This is a genomic window from Streptomyces sp. NBC_00448 (assembly GCF_036014115.1).
In the GTDB taxonomy this organism is placed as follows: domain Bacteria; phylum Actinomycetota; class Actinomycetes; order Streptomycetales; family Streptomycetaceae; genus Actinacidiphila.
Window position 1 is genome coordinate 4,581,011 of the sequence record NZ_CP107913.1, and the last position, 15,812, is coordinate 4,596,822.

A 15,812-nucleotide genomic window follows, 5' to 3' on the forward strand; every position below is an offset into this window, starting at 1 on the left:
CCGCGGGGGCGCCCGCGCCCGCGTCCACGCCCACCGCCCAACGCCCTGCCACTCGCACCACCCTCGAAGCCCGCCCGTCCCCTCGCCTACCTGATCTCCACCCGACGCCCCCACCCGCGGCCGGCACACCGCCGTCCCCATCCCCGCACGTCCAGGCTATCCACCAGCACGGACACCCCTGCCGCAGCGGCATCCCGCGAGCTCCGTACAGCCCGCGCCCGTAGCAGCCCCGCAGTCCGCAGCCCGTACCCCGTACCGGCCGTGCTTCCGGACCGCCCCGAGGCCCGTACGCGCCGCCCACACTCGCCTCCCGTACGCCCCGCGTGGCCGCCCCCACCTCTCGCACCTCGGCCTCGCACCCCTCACCAGCCCCGCACCACCCCGCATGCGGTACACCTGAGAGCAGGCACAGTCAGGGAGGGGGCCGCGTGAAGCAGGCGGCGACAGGAACGTTGATAGGTCTGGCGGTCGGGGACGCCATGGGCTTTCCGACGGAGTTCAACACGATGGCGCAGATCGTGGCGAAGTGCGGCCCTTGGCGCACGATGCCGCTGCCGCTCTCCTCGGGTCGGGCCTACGTCACCGACGACACGCAGATGACGCTCGCCCTCGGCGAGGGGATGGTCGAAGCGCTGGCCGAAGGGCCGCTGACGGCGGCCAGGTTGGTGCCGCCGGTTCGGGCGCGCTTCGTCGAGTGGTGCTTCTCGCCGGAGAACAACCGCGCGCCGGGCACGACATGCCTGCGCGCCTGCGAGGCGCTGAGCCGGGGCGGCACCTGGCAGGCCGCCAGCGAGATCGGCTCCAAGGGGTGCGGGGCGAACATGCGGGTCGCGCCGCTGGGCCTGATCCCGGGGCTGGACCGCCAACAGCGCTCCGGCGCTTCTCAGTTGCAGTCCGCGCTCACCCACGGCCATCCGACCGCGCTGGCCGCGAGCGACCTGACCGCGCACGCCGTCCGGCTGCTCGCCGAGGGCACACAGCCCGCCGAACTGCTGTCCGAGCTAGGCGCATACGCCCATGACAGCCGCGGCCACTACCCCGCCGACTGGCTCGGCGACCTCGCCGACCGCGCGCACGACGCCGACCCCGTGTCCTTCGCGAACCGCGGCTGGGACGAGTGCCTGGCCGTACTGGACCGCGTCGAGCGTGCTCTGCGCTCCCCCGATCCCGAGGCCGATCCGTGCGCGGCCACCGGGGCCGGGTGGATCGCCGAGGAGGCGCTCGCCACCGCGCTGTACTGCTTCCTGCTGTTCCCCGACGACCCGCCCGCGGCGGTCCGGCGGGCCGCGTACTCCTCCGGCGACTCCGACTCGATCGCCGCTCTGGCCGGGGCGTTCGCCGGCGCCCACCACGGCGCCGGTGCCTGGCCGGCACCGTGGGTGGACGCCATCGAATACCGTGAACGACTGCTGGCCCTGGGCGCCGCCTGGGACGTCTGACCCGACGGTGAGCGGCGCCCTGGCGGCCGGTTCTACAGGCTGCGCTCGAGGCGCTCGGCCATCAGCTTCACGAAGCGCGCGGGGTCGCCGAGTTCGCCGCCCTCGGCCAGCAGCGCCATGGAGTGGACGAGTTCGGCCGTCTCCTGGAGTGCGGGGTCGTTCTGGCGTTCACCGTGCGCCCGGTTGAGGCCGACGACCAGGGGGTGCTTCGCGTTGAGTTCGAGGATGCGCTTGACGCGGGGCAGCTCCTGTCCCATGGCCCGGTAGATGTTCTCCAGGGCCGGTGTCACGTCGTTGGTGTCGGAGACGATGCAGGCGGGCGAGACGGTGAGGCGGGAGGAGAGCCGTACTTCCTTGACCTCGGCGGCGAGTTGGGCCGTCATCCAGGTGAGCAGGCCGGCGAACTCCTCCTGCTGCTTCTCGCGTTCGGTGCCGGCCTCCGCCTTCTCCTCGTCGGTGCCGAGGTCGACCTCGCCCTTGGCGACCGAGCGGAACTGCCGCCCGTCGAACTCGGGCACGGAGTCCACCCACACCTCGTCGACGGGGTCGGTGAGCAGCAGCACTTCGATCCCCTTGGCCTGGAAGGCCTCCATGTGGGGCGAGTTCTCGACGGCCTGCCGGGACTCGCCGGTCACGTAGAAGATGTGCTCCTGGCCGTCCCTCATGCGCTCCACGTACTGCGCCAGGGTGGTCGGTTGGTCCTTGTCGTGGGTCGTGGCGAAGGAGGACGCGCCGAGGATCGCGTCGCGGTTCTCGACGTCGCCGAGCAGCCCCTCCTTCAGCACGCGCCCGAACTCCCGCCAGAAGGTGGCGTACCGCTCCGGCGAGGAGGACATCATGTCCTTCACCGTCGACAGCACCTTCTTGGCCAGGCGGCGGTGGATCAACTGGATCTGGCGGTCCTGCTGGAGGATCTCGCGCGACACGTTGAGCGACAGGTCCTGCGCGTCCACGACGCCCTTGACGAACCGCAGATACGGCGGCATGAGCTCTTCGCAGTCGTCCATGATGAACACGCGCTTCACGTAGAGCTGCACACCGCGCTGGTAGCCCTGCATGAAGAGGTCCTGCGGGGCGTGCGCGGGAATGAACAGCAGCGCCTGGTACTCGAAAGTGCCCTCCGCCTGGAGGCGGATGACCTCCAGCGGGTCGGTCCAGTCGTGGCTGATGTGCTTGTACAGCTCGTGGTACTCGTCGTCGGTGACCTCGTCGCGCGAGCGGGCCCACAGCGCCTTCATCGAGTTGAGCACCTCGGGCGCGGCCGCTTGCACGACGTCGCCCTCCGCGCCGGCCTCCGCGTCGCCGCCCTCGGCATCCGTCTCGGCCGCGGACGGCACCTGCGGCACGGCCATCCTGATCGGCCAGGTGATGAAGTCCGAGTACCGCTTGACGATTTCGCGGATCTTCCACGTCGAGGTGTAGTCGTGCAGCTGGTCCTCGGAGTCCTCCGGCTTGAGCCGCAGCAGGATCGAGGTGCCCTGCGGCGCGTCGTCGACGCTCTCCACGGTGTACGTGCCCTCGCCGTTCGACGTCCAGCGGGTGCCCTGGCTCTCGCCCGCCCGCCGGGTCAGCAGCGTCACCCCGTCGGCCACCATGAAGCTGGCGTAGAAGCCGACGCCGAACTGGCCGATCAGGCCCTCCGTCGCGGTGGTGTCCTGGGCGTCCTTCAGCTCCCGCAGGAACTTCGCGGTCCCCGAGTTCGCGATGGTGCCGATGAGTTGGACCACCTCGTCGCGCGACATCCCGATGCCGTTGTCCCGCACGGTCAGCGTGCGGGCCGTCGGGTCGGCTTCGAGGGCGATGTGCAGGTCGGAGACGTCCACGCCGAGGGAGTCGTCGCGGAGCGCTTCGAGCCGCAGCTTGTCGAGCGCGTCGGAGGCGTTGGAGACGAGTTCCCGCAGGAACACGTCCTTGTTGGAGTAGATCGAGTGGATCATCAACTGGAGAAGCTGGCGCGCTTCCACCTGGAACTCGAACGTCTCTGTCGACATTGTCCGTTGGTCCTTCGCAGATCACCGGGTGACGGGTACTGACCGAAGCACTTTAGATCAGCCGCTCCGCCCGCAGCCCGCGGTCCGGACAACAGCCCCGCAGGCCGGGTGCCTGCGGGGCCGTCGGTCGGGCCGGACCACCGGTCAGGCGCGGGCGCCGATCTGGGCCCGCCGCTTGGTGGTTGCCGGTGCACCTCCGGGGAGGGCGAGGGCGAGGTAGTGGTCGAGGGACAGGGGGCCGGGGCCGGCGAACACGATGAGCAGAAGGGTCCAGCAGAACAGGACCGCCGGTTCGCCGCCGTTCTGGATCGGGAGCAGTGCGTGGTGCTGGTGGATGTCGAAGTAGGCGAAGGCCATGGAGCCGGAGCCGACCAGGGCCGCGACGCGGGTCGCCAGGCCGGTCAGGACCAATGCTCCGCCGACGAGTTGGATGACGGCCGCGTAGCCGCCCGGCCAGCTGTCCGCGGCGATCCGGTGGGCGCCGAGCGTCCCGAACAGCGACGCGACACCGTGGCAGAGGAAGAGCAGTCCGACCACGGCACGGAACAGACTGAGCGCGTACGGCCGAGCCTCGTCGAGCCGGGCGACCGGCCCCGACACCGGAGCCGTGGCCGAGGCCGCAGCCGAGGTCGCGCTCGGTTCACGGGCGGCCGCGGACCGGGCCCGGCTCACGTGTAGATCCCGAACTCGTAGAGCGAGTAGCCGTATCCGGTGCCGCGCTGCGTGCCCTGGACCCGGACGTACCGGCCGGTGCCGTTCACGTCGATGTCATCGACGTTGCCGTCCCCGTCGGTGACGGACTTCACCGTCGTCCAGTTGGTGCCGTCCTCCGACGTCTGGATGTCGTACGCCTTGCCGTACGCCGCCTCCCAGTAGAGCTGTACGTGCTTGAACGTGGTGCTCCGGCCGAGGTCGACCTGGAGCCACTGCGGGTCGCTCCAGTCGCTCGACCAGCGGGTGCCGTTGTTGCCGTCCACCGCGTCGCCCGCGGTGCACGGGCAGCCGCCGGTCGGGTCGGTCTGGTACGAGGACGCCGTGGCGGGCTTGTTGAGCGCCACGTTGGTGCCGTCCACCTTCGGGGGCACCACCTTCAGCGACTTCGAGCCGTAGCTCACGTTGCCGTGGTTGTCGGTGGCCTTGACGTACACCTTCCAGACACCCGGCTTGTCGGGCGCCTTCGTGGTGATGGTGTCGCCGTTGACGGTGGAGTCGGCCGGGGTGAGCGCGCCGTTGTTGTCGACGTAGATGCTGCTGTAGAGCACCTGGTAGCTGATCGGGTCGTTCTCGGGGTCCGTGGTGTGGGTGGTGATGGTCACGTTCCCGCCGGTGGGCACGCCGTCGGTGGCGCCGCTGACCGTCATGTCGGTGACCAGCGGGGGCTGGTTGTCGCCCGAGGTGTCACCGCCGTACGCCCGCTTCACGGCGTAGTACGAGGGGCGCTTGAGGCCGTCGGGCACCAGGTTGAACCAGATGCCGCCGAAGTCGTCCTCGTTGCCGTAGTGGAAGAGGGTGGCGCCGAGCGCGACGCCCTGGTGGCTGGTGATGCAGTTCCAGGCGCTCGTGTAGCCATCGGCCTTCTGCTGGTCGGTCGGCTCGTCGGGCACGCCGTTGGCGTCGTTGGGCACCTCCCATGACCCGGCCGGGCCGCCTTCGGTGACGATGTACGGCTTGTTGTAACCGCCCGCCTCCCAGTCCGACTTGACGTTGCAGACGTCCTTGTAGGAGTTGACCGCGTACAGGTCGAGGTCCGGCGCGTCCCGCTTGTAGTACGGCCAGGCGCCGGTCCACGCGTCGGTGGACGTCACCGGGTGGTTCGGGTCGACGGAGTGGATCTTCTGCGCGATCTGGTTGACGAAGGTGACGTACGCGTCGCGCTGCTGTTCCAACGCGTCGCCGCTGTAGCAGTTCTGGAGCCCGAGCACCGACTCGTTGCCGACGTCCCACATCAGCACGCCTGGGTTGTCCTTGTAGGTCTCCACCCACTTGGGGAACTCGGTGAGCATGTCGTTCTTGTAGGTGTCGTCGGTCAGGTAGTTGACGCAGCCGCCGGCGCCGGGGCCGCCGCCGGGCTGGAGCCAGAACCCGGCGATCACCTTGATGCCGTTGGCCGCCGCCGCGTCGAACAGCGGAGCGCTGGTCGCGTCGGTGCCCCAGGTGCGGACCGTGTTGACGCCCATCTTGGCCAGGTCCGGCATGTCCTGTGCCGCGTCGGTCGCCGCCGGCCCCCAGGTGAGTCCCTTCACCTCGTAAGGGGCGCCATCCACGGTGAGCTGCCAATTACCCTGCGAGCCGGTCACCTTGACCACGCTTCCCGCGGCGTGCGCGGCCGGCGCCTGGATCGCGGCGAGTCCCGCGACGGCGAGAGCGGTCGCCGCGAGTGGAGCGACGGCGCGACGCGCCCGTCCCTTCCTGAAAGGTCGCTGCATGTCTTCCTCCTTGGTGCGGATGGGCCCGGTCACGGGTGGCTCACGAGGTAAGTGACGTCAGATGCAGTGCTGTTGACGGGATGGCCGGTCGTGTTGACGACGTGGTCGAACGGCCCGGCGCCGGCGAGCGCAGTACGGCGCGACAGCCGGGAGGAGACGGGCGAAGCCCGAGGAGGTCGAGGAGGAGGAGCGGGCGGGTCGAGGAACGTGGGGGGTTGATGCGAGGGAAGTGCGGGGGTGTGCATAGATCACCTGTGGTGTTGGGGGGACAGGCTGGAACTTGGAGAGCGCTCTCCCGGGGGGTCCGAAGAGACCCGCCCGGGAGAGACCCGCGGACGGGTTACTGGATCAACTCGTAGTTGCTGTCGAGCACGGCGCCCTTGTCGGGCTGGCTCTGGTCATAGCCGTGGTCGTCGCACTGGAGGCCGCCGTTGATGCAGTGGGTGACCATGGCGGACAGCGTCGCGTCGTCCCAGTCCGCGAAGAAGTCGTAGTGGAACGAGAAGCCGGCTCCACTGGACAGGTGGACCTGGGACATGTCGCCGTTGACCGGGAACGCCATCTTGAACTCGATCATCGGCAGCGCGACCGGGTGGTCGGCCGGGCAGACGTTCTCGTTGTCGCCCGTCGCGATCGGATACGCCATGTGGCTCTGGTGGTCCGGCGTGTCCAGGTGGATGCCGTCCCAGCAGCTCGGCGCCTGCAAGCGGATGTTCAGCTGCACGTCAGGGGTGTCGGGGCAGGAGACCGGGATGTCGAAGTTCCCGTAGCTGTCCCCGCACTCCCAACCCTCCACCGTGCCCTTGAGGTTCTTGAACTGGTCCTCGGTCTGCATCGGGTTGCCGACCACGAACCGCAGCCCCTTGGGGAACGGCCGGACGCTGGTGTAGTCGTTCACGCCCGACTTGTAGTAGATCGTCTGCGGGCCGATCGGCAGGATCTTCTGGTCGCCGTTGAACAGACTCGGCATCCAGTACGCCGACTTGTCGCCGGGCGCGTTGCACGTCGTCCCGCTCGCCGCGTCCAGGGACGCGGTGGTCGAGTCGGCGTTGGTGCTGACGTTGCCCATGAACGTGTGGTCGTGCGACTTGCCCGGCTGACCGGGGAAGACGATCGGGTCGTCCGGCAGCGTGTGGGACGGCGCGCACTTCGCCTGGAACTCGTGGAAGTACGCGTGCGGCGGGTCGTACGTCGACGGCGTCACGCCGGTGACCGGCGGGTCGGCCATGATGTAGCCGTCGCCGTCGGGGTCGTCACCCGACGTCTTGGTCGACACCGGCATGTTCATCGGCATCGCCTGACTGCCCTGCTTGGCCGAAACCGCGTGCGCGGCACTCGCCGTGCCGTGCGACGACGGTGCGGCGGAAGCGTTTCCGGTGAGTGCCACCGCGCCGCCGACCGCGGTCAGCGCGAGGGCGATGAGCAGCCCTGGAAGTTTTCTCGACCTGTGTGCCACGGAGACCTCCTCGTTCTCGTGGCTCCGGCGAATATCGCATGGCGGCCGTTCCGCCTCCGGGGTTCCGCTTCCGGGGCGCACGCGGTTCGGCCGCCAGGCCGCGGAGAGTTCGGAGAGCGCTCTCCCGCGTCACGGCATGTTGCGCTCCTGGTTCAGGAGTGTCAACAGTTCTTGAAGTGGGCGCAGGACGGCGGACCTCCGTGCAAGGGCGCCGGAACCGGGCTGGCCTGGTGCTTCACAGGTCATGGTGATTCCGTGAAGAATGTGAAGACAAGGTGAACGACCCGATGCCCGACGTGGTTCCGGTACTTGGTGGCCGTGGGACGGAAGGTGTTGCCGGGGCGTGGAGTTGGGGCGCCGAGGCGGGCGGGACGGGCCCGGAGACGCCGCCTCCGGGCGGTGAGAGGGCGCGCGGTCGAGCCCTGAGCGGCTGACGGCCGGCCACCAACGAACGATAGGACGCCCGGCCGTGAACGGGCGCACCCCGGGGCGGCGTTGGAGAGGTACCGCGCGCCCGCCCCGCCGAGAGGGCCGCGCCACGGGCGCGTGTGCGTACGCCGGCCGTTTCGCGCGGAAGAGGCGCCCGGCGATCCTTCGCGTGGAAGCGCCGGATCGCATACGACCGCGCCGCGCGCTACTCCACCGCGGTGGTCACCGCCAAGGCGGCGTCCCGTACTTCGGGGTCGGGGTGGCGGCGGAGCGCACGCAGGCGGGTGCGCCAGTCGTCGGTCCAGCCGGTACGCCCACCGAGCGCCTCGGTGAGCGCCACGGCGAACTGCCCTGCCGCATGCCCGGATTCGGCGGCGGCGAGCCGGTCCACCGCGGCCAGCAGGGTGAGCGGGTCGCCAGGGCGCCGGGCTGTGGTGAGGCGGGCGCGCAGGACGCCCGCGGTGCGCACGGCCAGCACCGGGCGGCGGGCGTGCAGTGCCGCGAGGTCTTCCAGCGCGCCGATCACAGCGGCCGGCGGCTCGGCGTCGAGGTCGAGCGAGACGGCGGCGAGCCGCACGCCGAACGCCACGAAGTCCGGTTCCGCGCAGAGTATTTCGGCGGCACGCCGGGCCGCGGCGCGGGTGGCCGGGTCGCCGCGGCCCAGCACGTTCGTCGACAGCCGCGTGGTCAGGTGGCCGATCCGCTGCCGGGCCGGCCGGTCCCGTTCGCCCGCCGCGTCCTCTTCCCGTTCCGCGGCGTGCCCGTCGTCGGCGATGAGGCGGGTGAAGGCGTCCAGCAGCGCGGGCGCGCCGCCCGGGTCGGAGGCGAGCGCGACGAGCCCGTCGGAGGCGGCGCGCCAGGTCGTTCGGTTGGTGAGGTCGGTCGTCGCCGCGACCAGGATCGGAGCGGCCTCGGGGTACCACGGCGCCCATGTGCCGATCAGGCCGGTCGCGGTGTCGGCGGTCTCCGCGTCGGCGGACTCCCGTACCCGCGCCACCAGCCGCGCGTAGTGGGCGCGTTCGCCGGACAGCAGCTCGAAGGGCTTGGTGCGCAGGACTGCGGCCTGGGTGGCGGGCGGACCGGCGGCGGCGTCTTCGAGCAACTCCCAGGCGACCGGGGAGCGCAGCAGCCGCGTCGCCGCGAGGGGCACGCAGGCGGCCCGTACGTCCGGGTGCTGCCCGGGCAGGTGGTAGGCCGCGCCCACGACGGCGACGGCGGTGCCGACCGGCAGGCGATCGGCGGCCAGCCGGACCAGTTCCTTGCGGCTGGTGACCTTGGCCGCGGGTGGGGGCGTTCCGTCGACCGCGGGCAACAGCGCGGCACGCAGGACGGCTTCCAGTCCGGAGGGGGTGACGAACCGCGCGGCGCGCCCGGCGGAGTACAGCGCGACCCGGGCGCGGTCGTCGGCTGCGTGCGCGAGCAGGATCGGGAGCGCTTCGGCGGGCCGGTCGGTCCAGCCGAGTGCTCCGAGTGCGGCCTCGGCGAGGACGGTGTCGGTGGAATCGAGGTAGCGGCTGACGACCTGCAGCCCGACTTCAGGGAGTGAGGCCACGAGGCGGATGTGGTCGGCCCGTTCGTGCGGTGGCAGCGAGGCGTCGGCCGCCGCCTTCGCCAACAGGCCCGCCGCGGCGGCCTGCTGGCGCGGCAGCCACCTGCCCGCGCCGTCGGTCGGCGGCAACCAGCGCGCACCGGGGGTGAGGAAGCGCCCGTACGGCGGCCGGTCGCCCAGGAGCGCGTCGAGCAGGTCGGTGCGGCGGTGGGTGAGGACGCGCAGGATCGGGTGGAGAACGGCGGCCGAGGGTTCGAGTTCCAGCACCCGGACGGCCCGCTCGCTCCTGGTCCTGGGGGCGTCCAGCCACAGGTCGACGGCGGTGCGCACCGTGGAGTCGTTCCCGAACTGCACTGCCTGCCACAGGAGTTCCTGCAGCTCCGGCATGCGGTGGGCCCGGCGGCCGAGCGCCCGCGCCAGCGCGAAGGTCAGCGAGTGGTCGACCTTGTCCGCGCCGGCCGCCAGCCACGGCCGCAGCGCCTCGAAGACCTGGAACTCCTGCCCGCGGCGCAGCACGGAGTCCAGCCGGCCCAGGTCGGCGCCGCCGGTGTCGCCCGCCAGCCGGGTGAGGGTCGTCAACGCGAAGGCGACCAGGGGCTGTTCGCCGCCGGCCGCGTGCTCCCGCAGCAAGGCGAGGGCCAGCCGGGACAGCGCACCTCGGGTGCCGGCCGAACTGTCGCGGGCCGTCACGGCGTCGGCCGTGATCCGGTCGAGGGCGGCCGCGTCCGCGCCCGAGAACAGCCGCGGCGGGACCTCGGCGAGCGCGACGAGCGCGGGAGTGCGCACCGGTTCCTGCTCGTTGCGCAACCGCCCCAGTTCGCGAACGAGTTCGGCGACGGCCGTGGGGTCGGCCGACCTGGCGGCGTTCCGCACCAGCAGCGGGTACGCCTGGGCGCGGTCCTCGGCCGCGGGGCGGCGGGTGGCGGCCAGCAGCCGAGGACGGGCCTCGGCGACCGGCAGGTGGGTGACGACGGACAGCACGACGGCCCAGGGCGCCCCGCGCCGTTCGAGCTGTTCGGCCATCCGCCGCGCCTCGGACTGGGCGCGGCGGCGTGGAAGTACGTCGAGCAGGGCGTCGGACAGGCCGGTTCGGGTGAGGTCCTGGCCGGCGGTGGCGGCGTCGTAGCAGGCTTCCCGCCGGGACGGCGGCAGGGCGTGCAGCAGCAGGGCGAGGTTGCCGGGGGTGTGGCTCCAGGCCCGGCCGAGGTCGGCCAGTTCGGGCGGGTCGAGCCGGGCGACGCGGGCCAGGGCAGTGCTGGAGAGCAGGTCACGGGCGGGGATGGTGCCGCGCCGGGGTGCGGTGATCAGCCGGAGGGTGCGGCCGGGCGCCGCCCTGGCCAGCCGCCCGAGGATGTTCCGGACCGGGAAGGGAAGTTGGGGCGGGCAGTGCGCTTCCAGCAGGTCGAGGACGCGCAGCGGCCGGGCCTCGGCCACCGCCGGGAGGACGTCGGCGTTGCGCGCCCACCACTGCGTGCGGGACTGCCTTGGCAGCTCGGCGAGTTGGCGGGCGACCTCGGCCAGCACCTGGTCGGGGTGGCTGCGTCCGAGCGCGCGCCAGTTCGCCACGGCGGGGAAGAGCTCGGGCAGCAGCCGCGCCACCGTCGCGGGCGCGCAGCCGGGAAGCAGCCGTCCGGACTCCTCGTCGCCCCACAACTCCCTTACCGACGGCAGCAGACGCTCGGCGAGGGCGGTCCGGCCGCTCGCCACCACCACCGAGGCGAGCTGCCGTCGTGCGATCTGGGGGGCGTCGTGCATCGCCCGTTCCAGAGCCGCGTCGCTCACCGGCAGGCGGCGCGCCGCCTTCACCGCGTGCCTGCGCACCGCCGCGTCCGGGTCGGTGAGACGGGCCGCCAGGAATCCCACGTCCTGCCCGATCACCGCCGCGACTCCGGCGAGCCGGCGCCCGTAGTGGCCCCGGCTGTCCAACTCGGCCAGCACGGCGCGCAGATCGGACGTCCGGGCCGGGTCCGAGCCCGGTCGCGGCCGTCGTACCCACGCGGCCAGCTCCCGCGTGCGCTCGCCGTACGGCAACGGGTCGAGCGTGGCGAGCAGTTCGTCGACGGCGGCGCGTACCGGCCGGGCGGGAGCGTTCGGCATGCCCCCATCCTGCAACTCCGGTACGGGGTTTCGTACAGGTTTTCGCCCGCGGGTACGGATGGCGGGCGAGGTGCCTGAACGGGGGCCGGTCCCGGGGCGGCCGGGTGCGGCTGACCAGGTCCGACGGGGCGGGGCCCAGCGGGCCGGACCTCAGAGGGACAGGACTCAGAGGACCGGGGTGAGGGTGAGGTACGCCATGCCGAGGTGGCCGCGGTAGCCGCGCAGCCAGGTGGCGCGGTGGGTGTCGAGACGGGTGCGGGTCTCCTCGGCAAGTTGGTGGCCGGGGTGGGCGGCGAGCCAGTCCTCGACGTCGGACTGGTAGCCGGATTCGAAGTCCTCCCACTCGGCGGCGGAGGCGGTCTCGATCCAGGAGGGCCGGAAGCCGGCGGCGACCGCCAGGTCCACCAGGCCCGCGAGGTCGGGGAGTTCGTCGGCGGTGGCGTCCGGCCACATGGCGGCGAGGCGTTCGGGCGGCGGGGGATGCTCCCAGAAACCCTCGCCGAACAGCACGCGACCGTGCGGGGTCACCAGGCCGCGGAGTGCGTCAAGTGCGGCGCGGATGTGGTCAGGTGGGCTCTGGTCGGTGAGCGCGTGCCCGGCGCCGAGGCACACCACGAGGTCGGCCGGGCCCAGCGTCGTACCGACACCGGACTCCTCGACGAACGCGACACGTCCGGCCAGACCGCGGCGTTCGGCGTCGGCGCGGCCGCGCGCGGTGTCCTCGGCGTTCAGGTCGATCCCGATGCCGGTCGCGCCGGGCACGGCTTCGAGCAGGCGCAGCATGAACGCGCCCCAGCCGCAGCCGATGTCGAGCACCGTCCCGGGCGGCGCGGTGCCGGCCAGCCGGTCGATGATCCTCGTCGCCCGGGCTTCGGAGAGCGGTCCGTGGAAGGTGAGGCGGGTGAGGCGCGGTGGCGTGCTCTGGTCGTCGTCCATGTGCGGGCACGCTATGCGGCCGGATCAGCCGACCGGAAACGGATTTCGGCGTGGACCGCGAAAGGCGGACCACGAAAGGGTGGCACGAAAGGGTGAGCGGCCGTACGCGGGCGTACCCCGGACCGTTCCCGGCCCCGCCTCATGGGACGGTTCAATCCCGCTGCGTGGGTCGCGGCTCGCGCCACATCGGGTACATGTGCGGGCCGCCGGGCAGTTCGACCGGGGTGCCGAGGAAGGTGTAGCCGAGGCGCTCGTACAGCCCGCGGCTGCGCAGGCTGCTCGCCTCCAGGTACGCCGGCAGCCCCTCGCGGTCGCAGCGCTCCAGGGTGTTGGCGATGAGCGCGGCGCCGACTCCCTGGCCGCGTACGGACGGTGCGACGGCGACCATCATCAAGTACTCGTGGGCGCGGTCCTTGGGGTGGGTCGCCGAGGTGAGCCGGGCGATCTGCTCGACCCGCTCGTTGTCCGGGTCGACCGCCTCCCGGAAGTGTGCCGGGTCGTCAGGGTCGCCGTGGTCGCCCGCCGGCACCGGCGCCCACAGCGCGCAGCCCGTGCCGTCCTCGGTGATGTCCGTGTAGCCCTCGCTGAGCGAGATCTCCAGGAAGGCGCCCATCAGCACGGCGTGGCTGCGGCGCAGGTGCTCCTTGTCGGGGAAGACCCAGTTGCTGACCGGGTCCTGCGCGAAGCCCTCGTCGAGCAGCTTCACCACGGCTTCCCGGTCGCTCTCCCCGGCCCTCCGTATTGCGACGCCCATCGCGCGTTCCGCCTTCCGTACGTCCGTGTCCCGCCGGTCTTCCGCTCCGCTGCCGCAACTCCCCCGGGGTGTACGGCGGTTGCAGCCTAGACCGTTCGCACGGACCGGTCAGGGGCGCCGGCCGCCCCGGTCCGGGCCTCGATGGCGCGCAGCACGGCCACCATGTCCGCGTCGCCGTGGCCGAGCCGTACGGTCTCGGCGAAGAGGCTGTGGCAGACGTCCAGCAGGGGCGAGGCGAGACCCGACTGCCGGGCGGCGGACGCGATCAGCTCGTTGTTCTTGAGCACGTCCGTCACCCCTGCCTGGACGGCGAAGTCACCGTCCCGCAGCTTCGGCGCCTTCATCCGGGACACCCCGCTGGCCATCGGTCCGGCGTCGAGCACGGCGAGGAAGCGGTCGCGGTCCAGGCCGTGCCGTTCGGCGAAGTGGAACGACTCCACCAGGCCGGTGACGGTGGTGATCAGGAAGAGGTTGACGGCGAGCTTCGTCAGCAGCGCCTCGGGCACGGCCCCGCAGACGAACACCTCGTGGCACATCGGCTCGATCAACGTCCGCACGGCGGCGACGGATCGCTCCTCCCCGGCGAGCATCCCCACCAACCGCCCCTCCTGCGCGGGCACTCGGGAGCCGGACACCGGCGCCTCCACGTAACCGCCGCCCGCCCCAAGGATGTCGGCCTCCAGCTCCCGCGAGTACTCCGGCGAGGTGGTGCCCATGTGGACGAGCACGCGGCCGGCGACGCGCGCGGCGAAGTCGGGGGTGCCGCGGCCGAGCACGGCGTCGATGGCGGCGCCGTCGGAGAGCATGAGCAGGACGGTGCGGCAGCGGTCGAGGACCTCCGCCGGGCTCGCCGCGACGCTCGCGCCGGCCGCGCGCAGCGGCTCGCTGCGGGCGGGGGTGCGGTTCCACACCACGAGGGGGACGCCGGCCCTGGCCAGGTTCAGCGCCATGGGCTGACCCATGACGCCGAGCCCGATGAACCCGGTGGCGCCGGCGCCGCTGTCCCCTCCCCCGACTCCCGCGACTCCCGCGCCGGGCGCCTCTCCCACACCGCCGGCCCGCCCGGTACCGCCAGTACGGCCTGCGTTCATTACGGACCACCCCGCCGTGCCCTCGCTTGCGATCTATGACGATGGTCATAATACTGGTGACCATGACGACCGTCATAACGGGTTCGCCGCAGCCCGGGCAGCAACCCGGACCGCAATCCCAACCACGGCCCTCGCCCGAGCCACCGCCAGTCCCCGCGCCGTACGCACCCGGGCCGTACGCACCCGGGACCGCGCCGCGCTGGCGGGTCGATGCCGTACGTCCGCAGGACGGGGCAGCGCTCGCCGAACTGTTCGCGCGCTGCTCCGCCGAGACGGTCCGGCTGCGCTTCTTCGGACAGCCGAGGGAACTGCCCCGCTCGTACCTGGACGCGATGCTCGCCGGCCGGCCGGAGTCGCACGACGCGGTGGTGGCGTACCCGCAGGGCCCTGGAGTGCCCGAGGGCCTTGCGGAGCACGGAGGTTGGACGGGTCCGGTCGGGCTGGGCAGCCTCGCGGCCGACCGCGGCGGCGCGGACCCGGACGCGTACCCCTGCCCGGTCGGCGAGTTGGGGCTGCTCGTCGTGGACGGCTGGCAGCGGCTCGGCGCGGGGGCGGCCATGCTCGACGCGCTGTTCGACCGGGCCCGGACGCGCGGTGTGCGGCTGGTGTCGGCGTCGGTACTCCCGGGCCGGCGGGTGCTGTTGGGCGCGCTGGGCCGACGGCTCCAGCCGGTGCGGATGACGCGTGACATCGACGCGCTGACCGGCGTCTATAGGCTGGGCCCGGAGCGGAGGACGGAGGCGGGAAACGGTGGACGCGGGCAAGGCGGACCAGGCGAGCACGGGCGTGGCGCGCGCGGACAGGGCCGCGGGTGAGGCGGGCGCCGGCGACGGCACCTCCGCGCGGCCGCGTACGTACGGCCCCCGCGAGCGAATGGTGTTCAGCGCGGCCCAACTCATCCGCCGCGACGGCGTGAACGCCACCGGCATGCGCGAGGTGGCCGCCCACGCGGGCGCACCGCGCGGCTCCCTCCAGCACTACTTCCCGGGCGGCAAGGAGCAGTTGGTCAACGAGGCGGTGACCTGGGCCGGCCGGTACGCCGCAGGGCGGATCGACCGCTTCCTCGCCGCCCTCCCCGAGCCGTCGCCGAGCGCGCTGTTCACCGCGATGATCGGGCAGTGGACGCGGGAGTACGACACCGCCGGCTACGGTTCCGGCTGCCCGGTGGCCGCCGCGACCGTCGACTGCGCGGAGTCCGCCGAGTCCACCCGCAAGGCCGCGGCCGGCGCCTTCGCCACCTGGAACGCGCCCCTCGCCGCCGCCCTCGCCGGCCTCGGCGTGCCCGACGCACAGGCGCCCGCCCTCGCCACGCTCATGATCAGCACGCTCGAGGGCGCGCTCCTCATCGCCCGGGCCGAGCAGTCCAGCGCGCCCCTGCACACGGTCGCCCGCGAGTTGGGCCCCCTGCTCGACAGTTGCGCGGGCCTGCCGGGCACGCGGCCCGGCACTCCGGGCACTCCGGGCACTCCGGGCACCCCCGCCGCGAACTGAAGCGCGGGCACGGACCCGTACGCGGACGCGGTGCCAGCCGTAGCCGTAGCCGTAGCCGTAGCCGTAGCCGTAGCCGTAGCCGTAGCCGTAGCCCGAGGCTCCCGCACCGCCACACCCGCGAGAAGCGTCCCTTCCGGACGGCAATGCCCCAGT

General features: G+C 72.4%; 11 protein-coding genes. 3 read left to right on the forward strand and 8 right to left on the reverse strand.

Going from position 1 to position 15,812, the window contains the following annotated elements; translation table 11 throughout:
* Positions 1-428 precede the first annotated feature (428 nt).
* A complete protein-coding gene (locus tag OG370_RS19340) occupies positions 429-1,439 on the forward strand; it encodes an ADP-ribosylglycohydrolase family protein (RefSeq protein WP_328465954.1) in 1,011 nt (336 codons plus the stop codon).
* A 32-nt stretch (positions 1,440-1,471) separates the two neighbouring features.
* Here OG370_RS19340 and htpG read toward each other — a convergent pair whose 3' ends face one another.
* The 8 genes from htpG to OG370_RS19380 form a co-directional block, all read right to left on the reverse strand.
* Positions 1,472-3,430, reverse strand: coding sequence for a molecular chaperone HtpG (htpG, locus tag OG370_RS19345; protein ID WP_328465956.1), 1,959 nt, complete (start codon positions 3,428-3,430; stop codon positions 1,472-1,474).
* A 144-nt stretch (positions 3,431-3,574) separates the two neighbouring features.
* On the reverse strand, positions 3,575-4,030 hold the full coding sequence (locus tag OG370_RS19350; RefSeq protein WP_328474238.1) for a DoxX family protein: 456 nt from the start codon (positions 4,028-4,030) through the stop codon (positions 3,575-3,577).
* 68 nt (positions 4,031-4,098) lie between these two features.
* Complete coding sequence (locus tag OG370_RS19355; protein WP_328465958.1) at positions 4,099-5,856, reverse strand: discoidin domain-containing protein; 1,758 nt, start codon at positions 5,854-5,856, stop codon at positions 4,099-4,101.
* 340 nt (positions 5,857-6,196) lie between these two features.
* Positions 6,197-7,312 carry a DUF1996 domain-containing protein gene (locus OG370_RS19360; protein ID WP_443060706.1) on the reverse strand — a complete coding sequence of 372 codons (1,116 nt, stop codon included), beginning with the start codon at positions 7,310-7,312 and terminating at the stop codon, positions 6,197-6,199.
* 634 nt (positions 7,313-7,946) lie between these two features.
* Complete coding sequence (locus tag OG370_RS19365) at positions 7,947-11,387, reverse strand: hypothetical protein (RefSeq protein WP_328465960.1); 3,441 nt, start codon at positions 11,385-11,387, stop codon at positions 7,947-7,949.
* 165 nt (positions 11,388-11,552) lie between these two features.
* Positions 11,553-12,323 carry an SAM-dependent methyltransferase gene (locus OG370_RS19370; RefSeq protein WP_328465962.1) on the reverse strand — a complete coding sequence of 257 codons (771 nt, stop codon included), beginning with the start codon at positions 12,321-12,323 and terminating at the stop codon, positions 11,553-11,555.
* 151 nt (positions 12,324-12,474) lie between these two features.
* Positions 12,475-13,077, reverse strand: a complete 603-nt coding sequence (locus OG370_RS19375; RefSeq protein ID WP_328465964.1) for a GNAT family N-acetyltransferase — start codon at positions 13,075-13,077, stop codon at positions 12,475-12,477.
* 86 nt (positions 13,078-13,163) lie between these two features.
* Entirely contained in the window at positions 13,164-14,168 is a 1,005-nt protein-coding gene (locus OG370_RS19380) for an NAD(P)-dependent oxidoreductase (RefSeq protein WP_328465966.1), read from the reverse strand.
* A 62-nt stretch (positions 14,169-14,230) separates the two neighbouring features.
* Between OG370_RS19380 and OG370_RS19385 the strand changes: the two genes are divergently transcribed.
* A complete protein-coding gene (locus OG370_RS19385; RefSeq protein WP_328465968.1) occupies positions 14,231-14,983 on the forward strand; it encodes a GNAT family N-acetyltransferase in 753 nt (250 codons plus the stop codon).
* Between the two features lie 58 nt (positions 14,984-15,041).
* The gene (locus tag OG370_RS19390; RefSeq protein ID WP_328474242.1) at positions 15,042-15,659 is read left to right on the forward strand and encodes a TetR/AcrR family transcriptional regulator; all 618 of its coding nucleotides are present in this window, start codon (positions 15,042-15,044) and stop codon (positions 15,657-15,659) included.
* The last annotated feature ends 153 nt before the right edge of the window (positions 15,660-15,812 follow it).

Bases quoted from the DNA above. Each gene is read 5' to 3' on its own strand.
- htpG (WP_328465956.1), bottom strand. From the start codon at position 3,430: ATGTCGACAGAGACGTTCGAGTTCCAGGTGGAAGCGCGCCAGCTTCTC.
- OG370_RS19355 (WP_328465958.1), bottom strand. From the start codon at position 5,856: ATGCAGCGACCTTTCAGGAAGGGACGGGCGCGTCGCGCCGTCGCTCCA.
- OG370_RS19380 (WP_328465966.1), bottom strand. From the start codon at position 14,168: ATGAACGCAGGCCGTACTGGCGGTACCGGGCGGGCCGGCGGTGTGGGA.
- OG370_RS19375 (WP_328465964.1), bottom strand. From the start codon at position 13,077: ATGGGCGTCGCAATACGGAGGGCCGGGGAGAGCGACCGGGAAGCCGTG.
- OG370_RS19370 (WP_328465962.1), bottom strand. From the start codon at position 12,323: ATGGACGACGACCAGAGCACGCCACCGCGCCTCACCCGCCTCACCTTC.
- OG370_RS19385 (WP_328465968.1), top strand. From the start codon at position 14,231: ATGACGACCGTCATAACGGGTTCGCCGCAGCCCGGGCAGCAACCCGGA.
- OG370_RS19365 (WP_328465960.1), bottom strand. From the start codon at position 11,387: ATGCCGAACGCTCCCGCCCGGCCGGTACGCGCCGCCGTCGACGAACTG.
- OG370_RS19390 (WP_328474242.1), top strand. From the start codon at position 15,042: ATGGTGTTCAGCGCGGCCCAACTCATCCGCCGCGACGGCGTGAACGCC.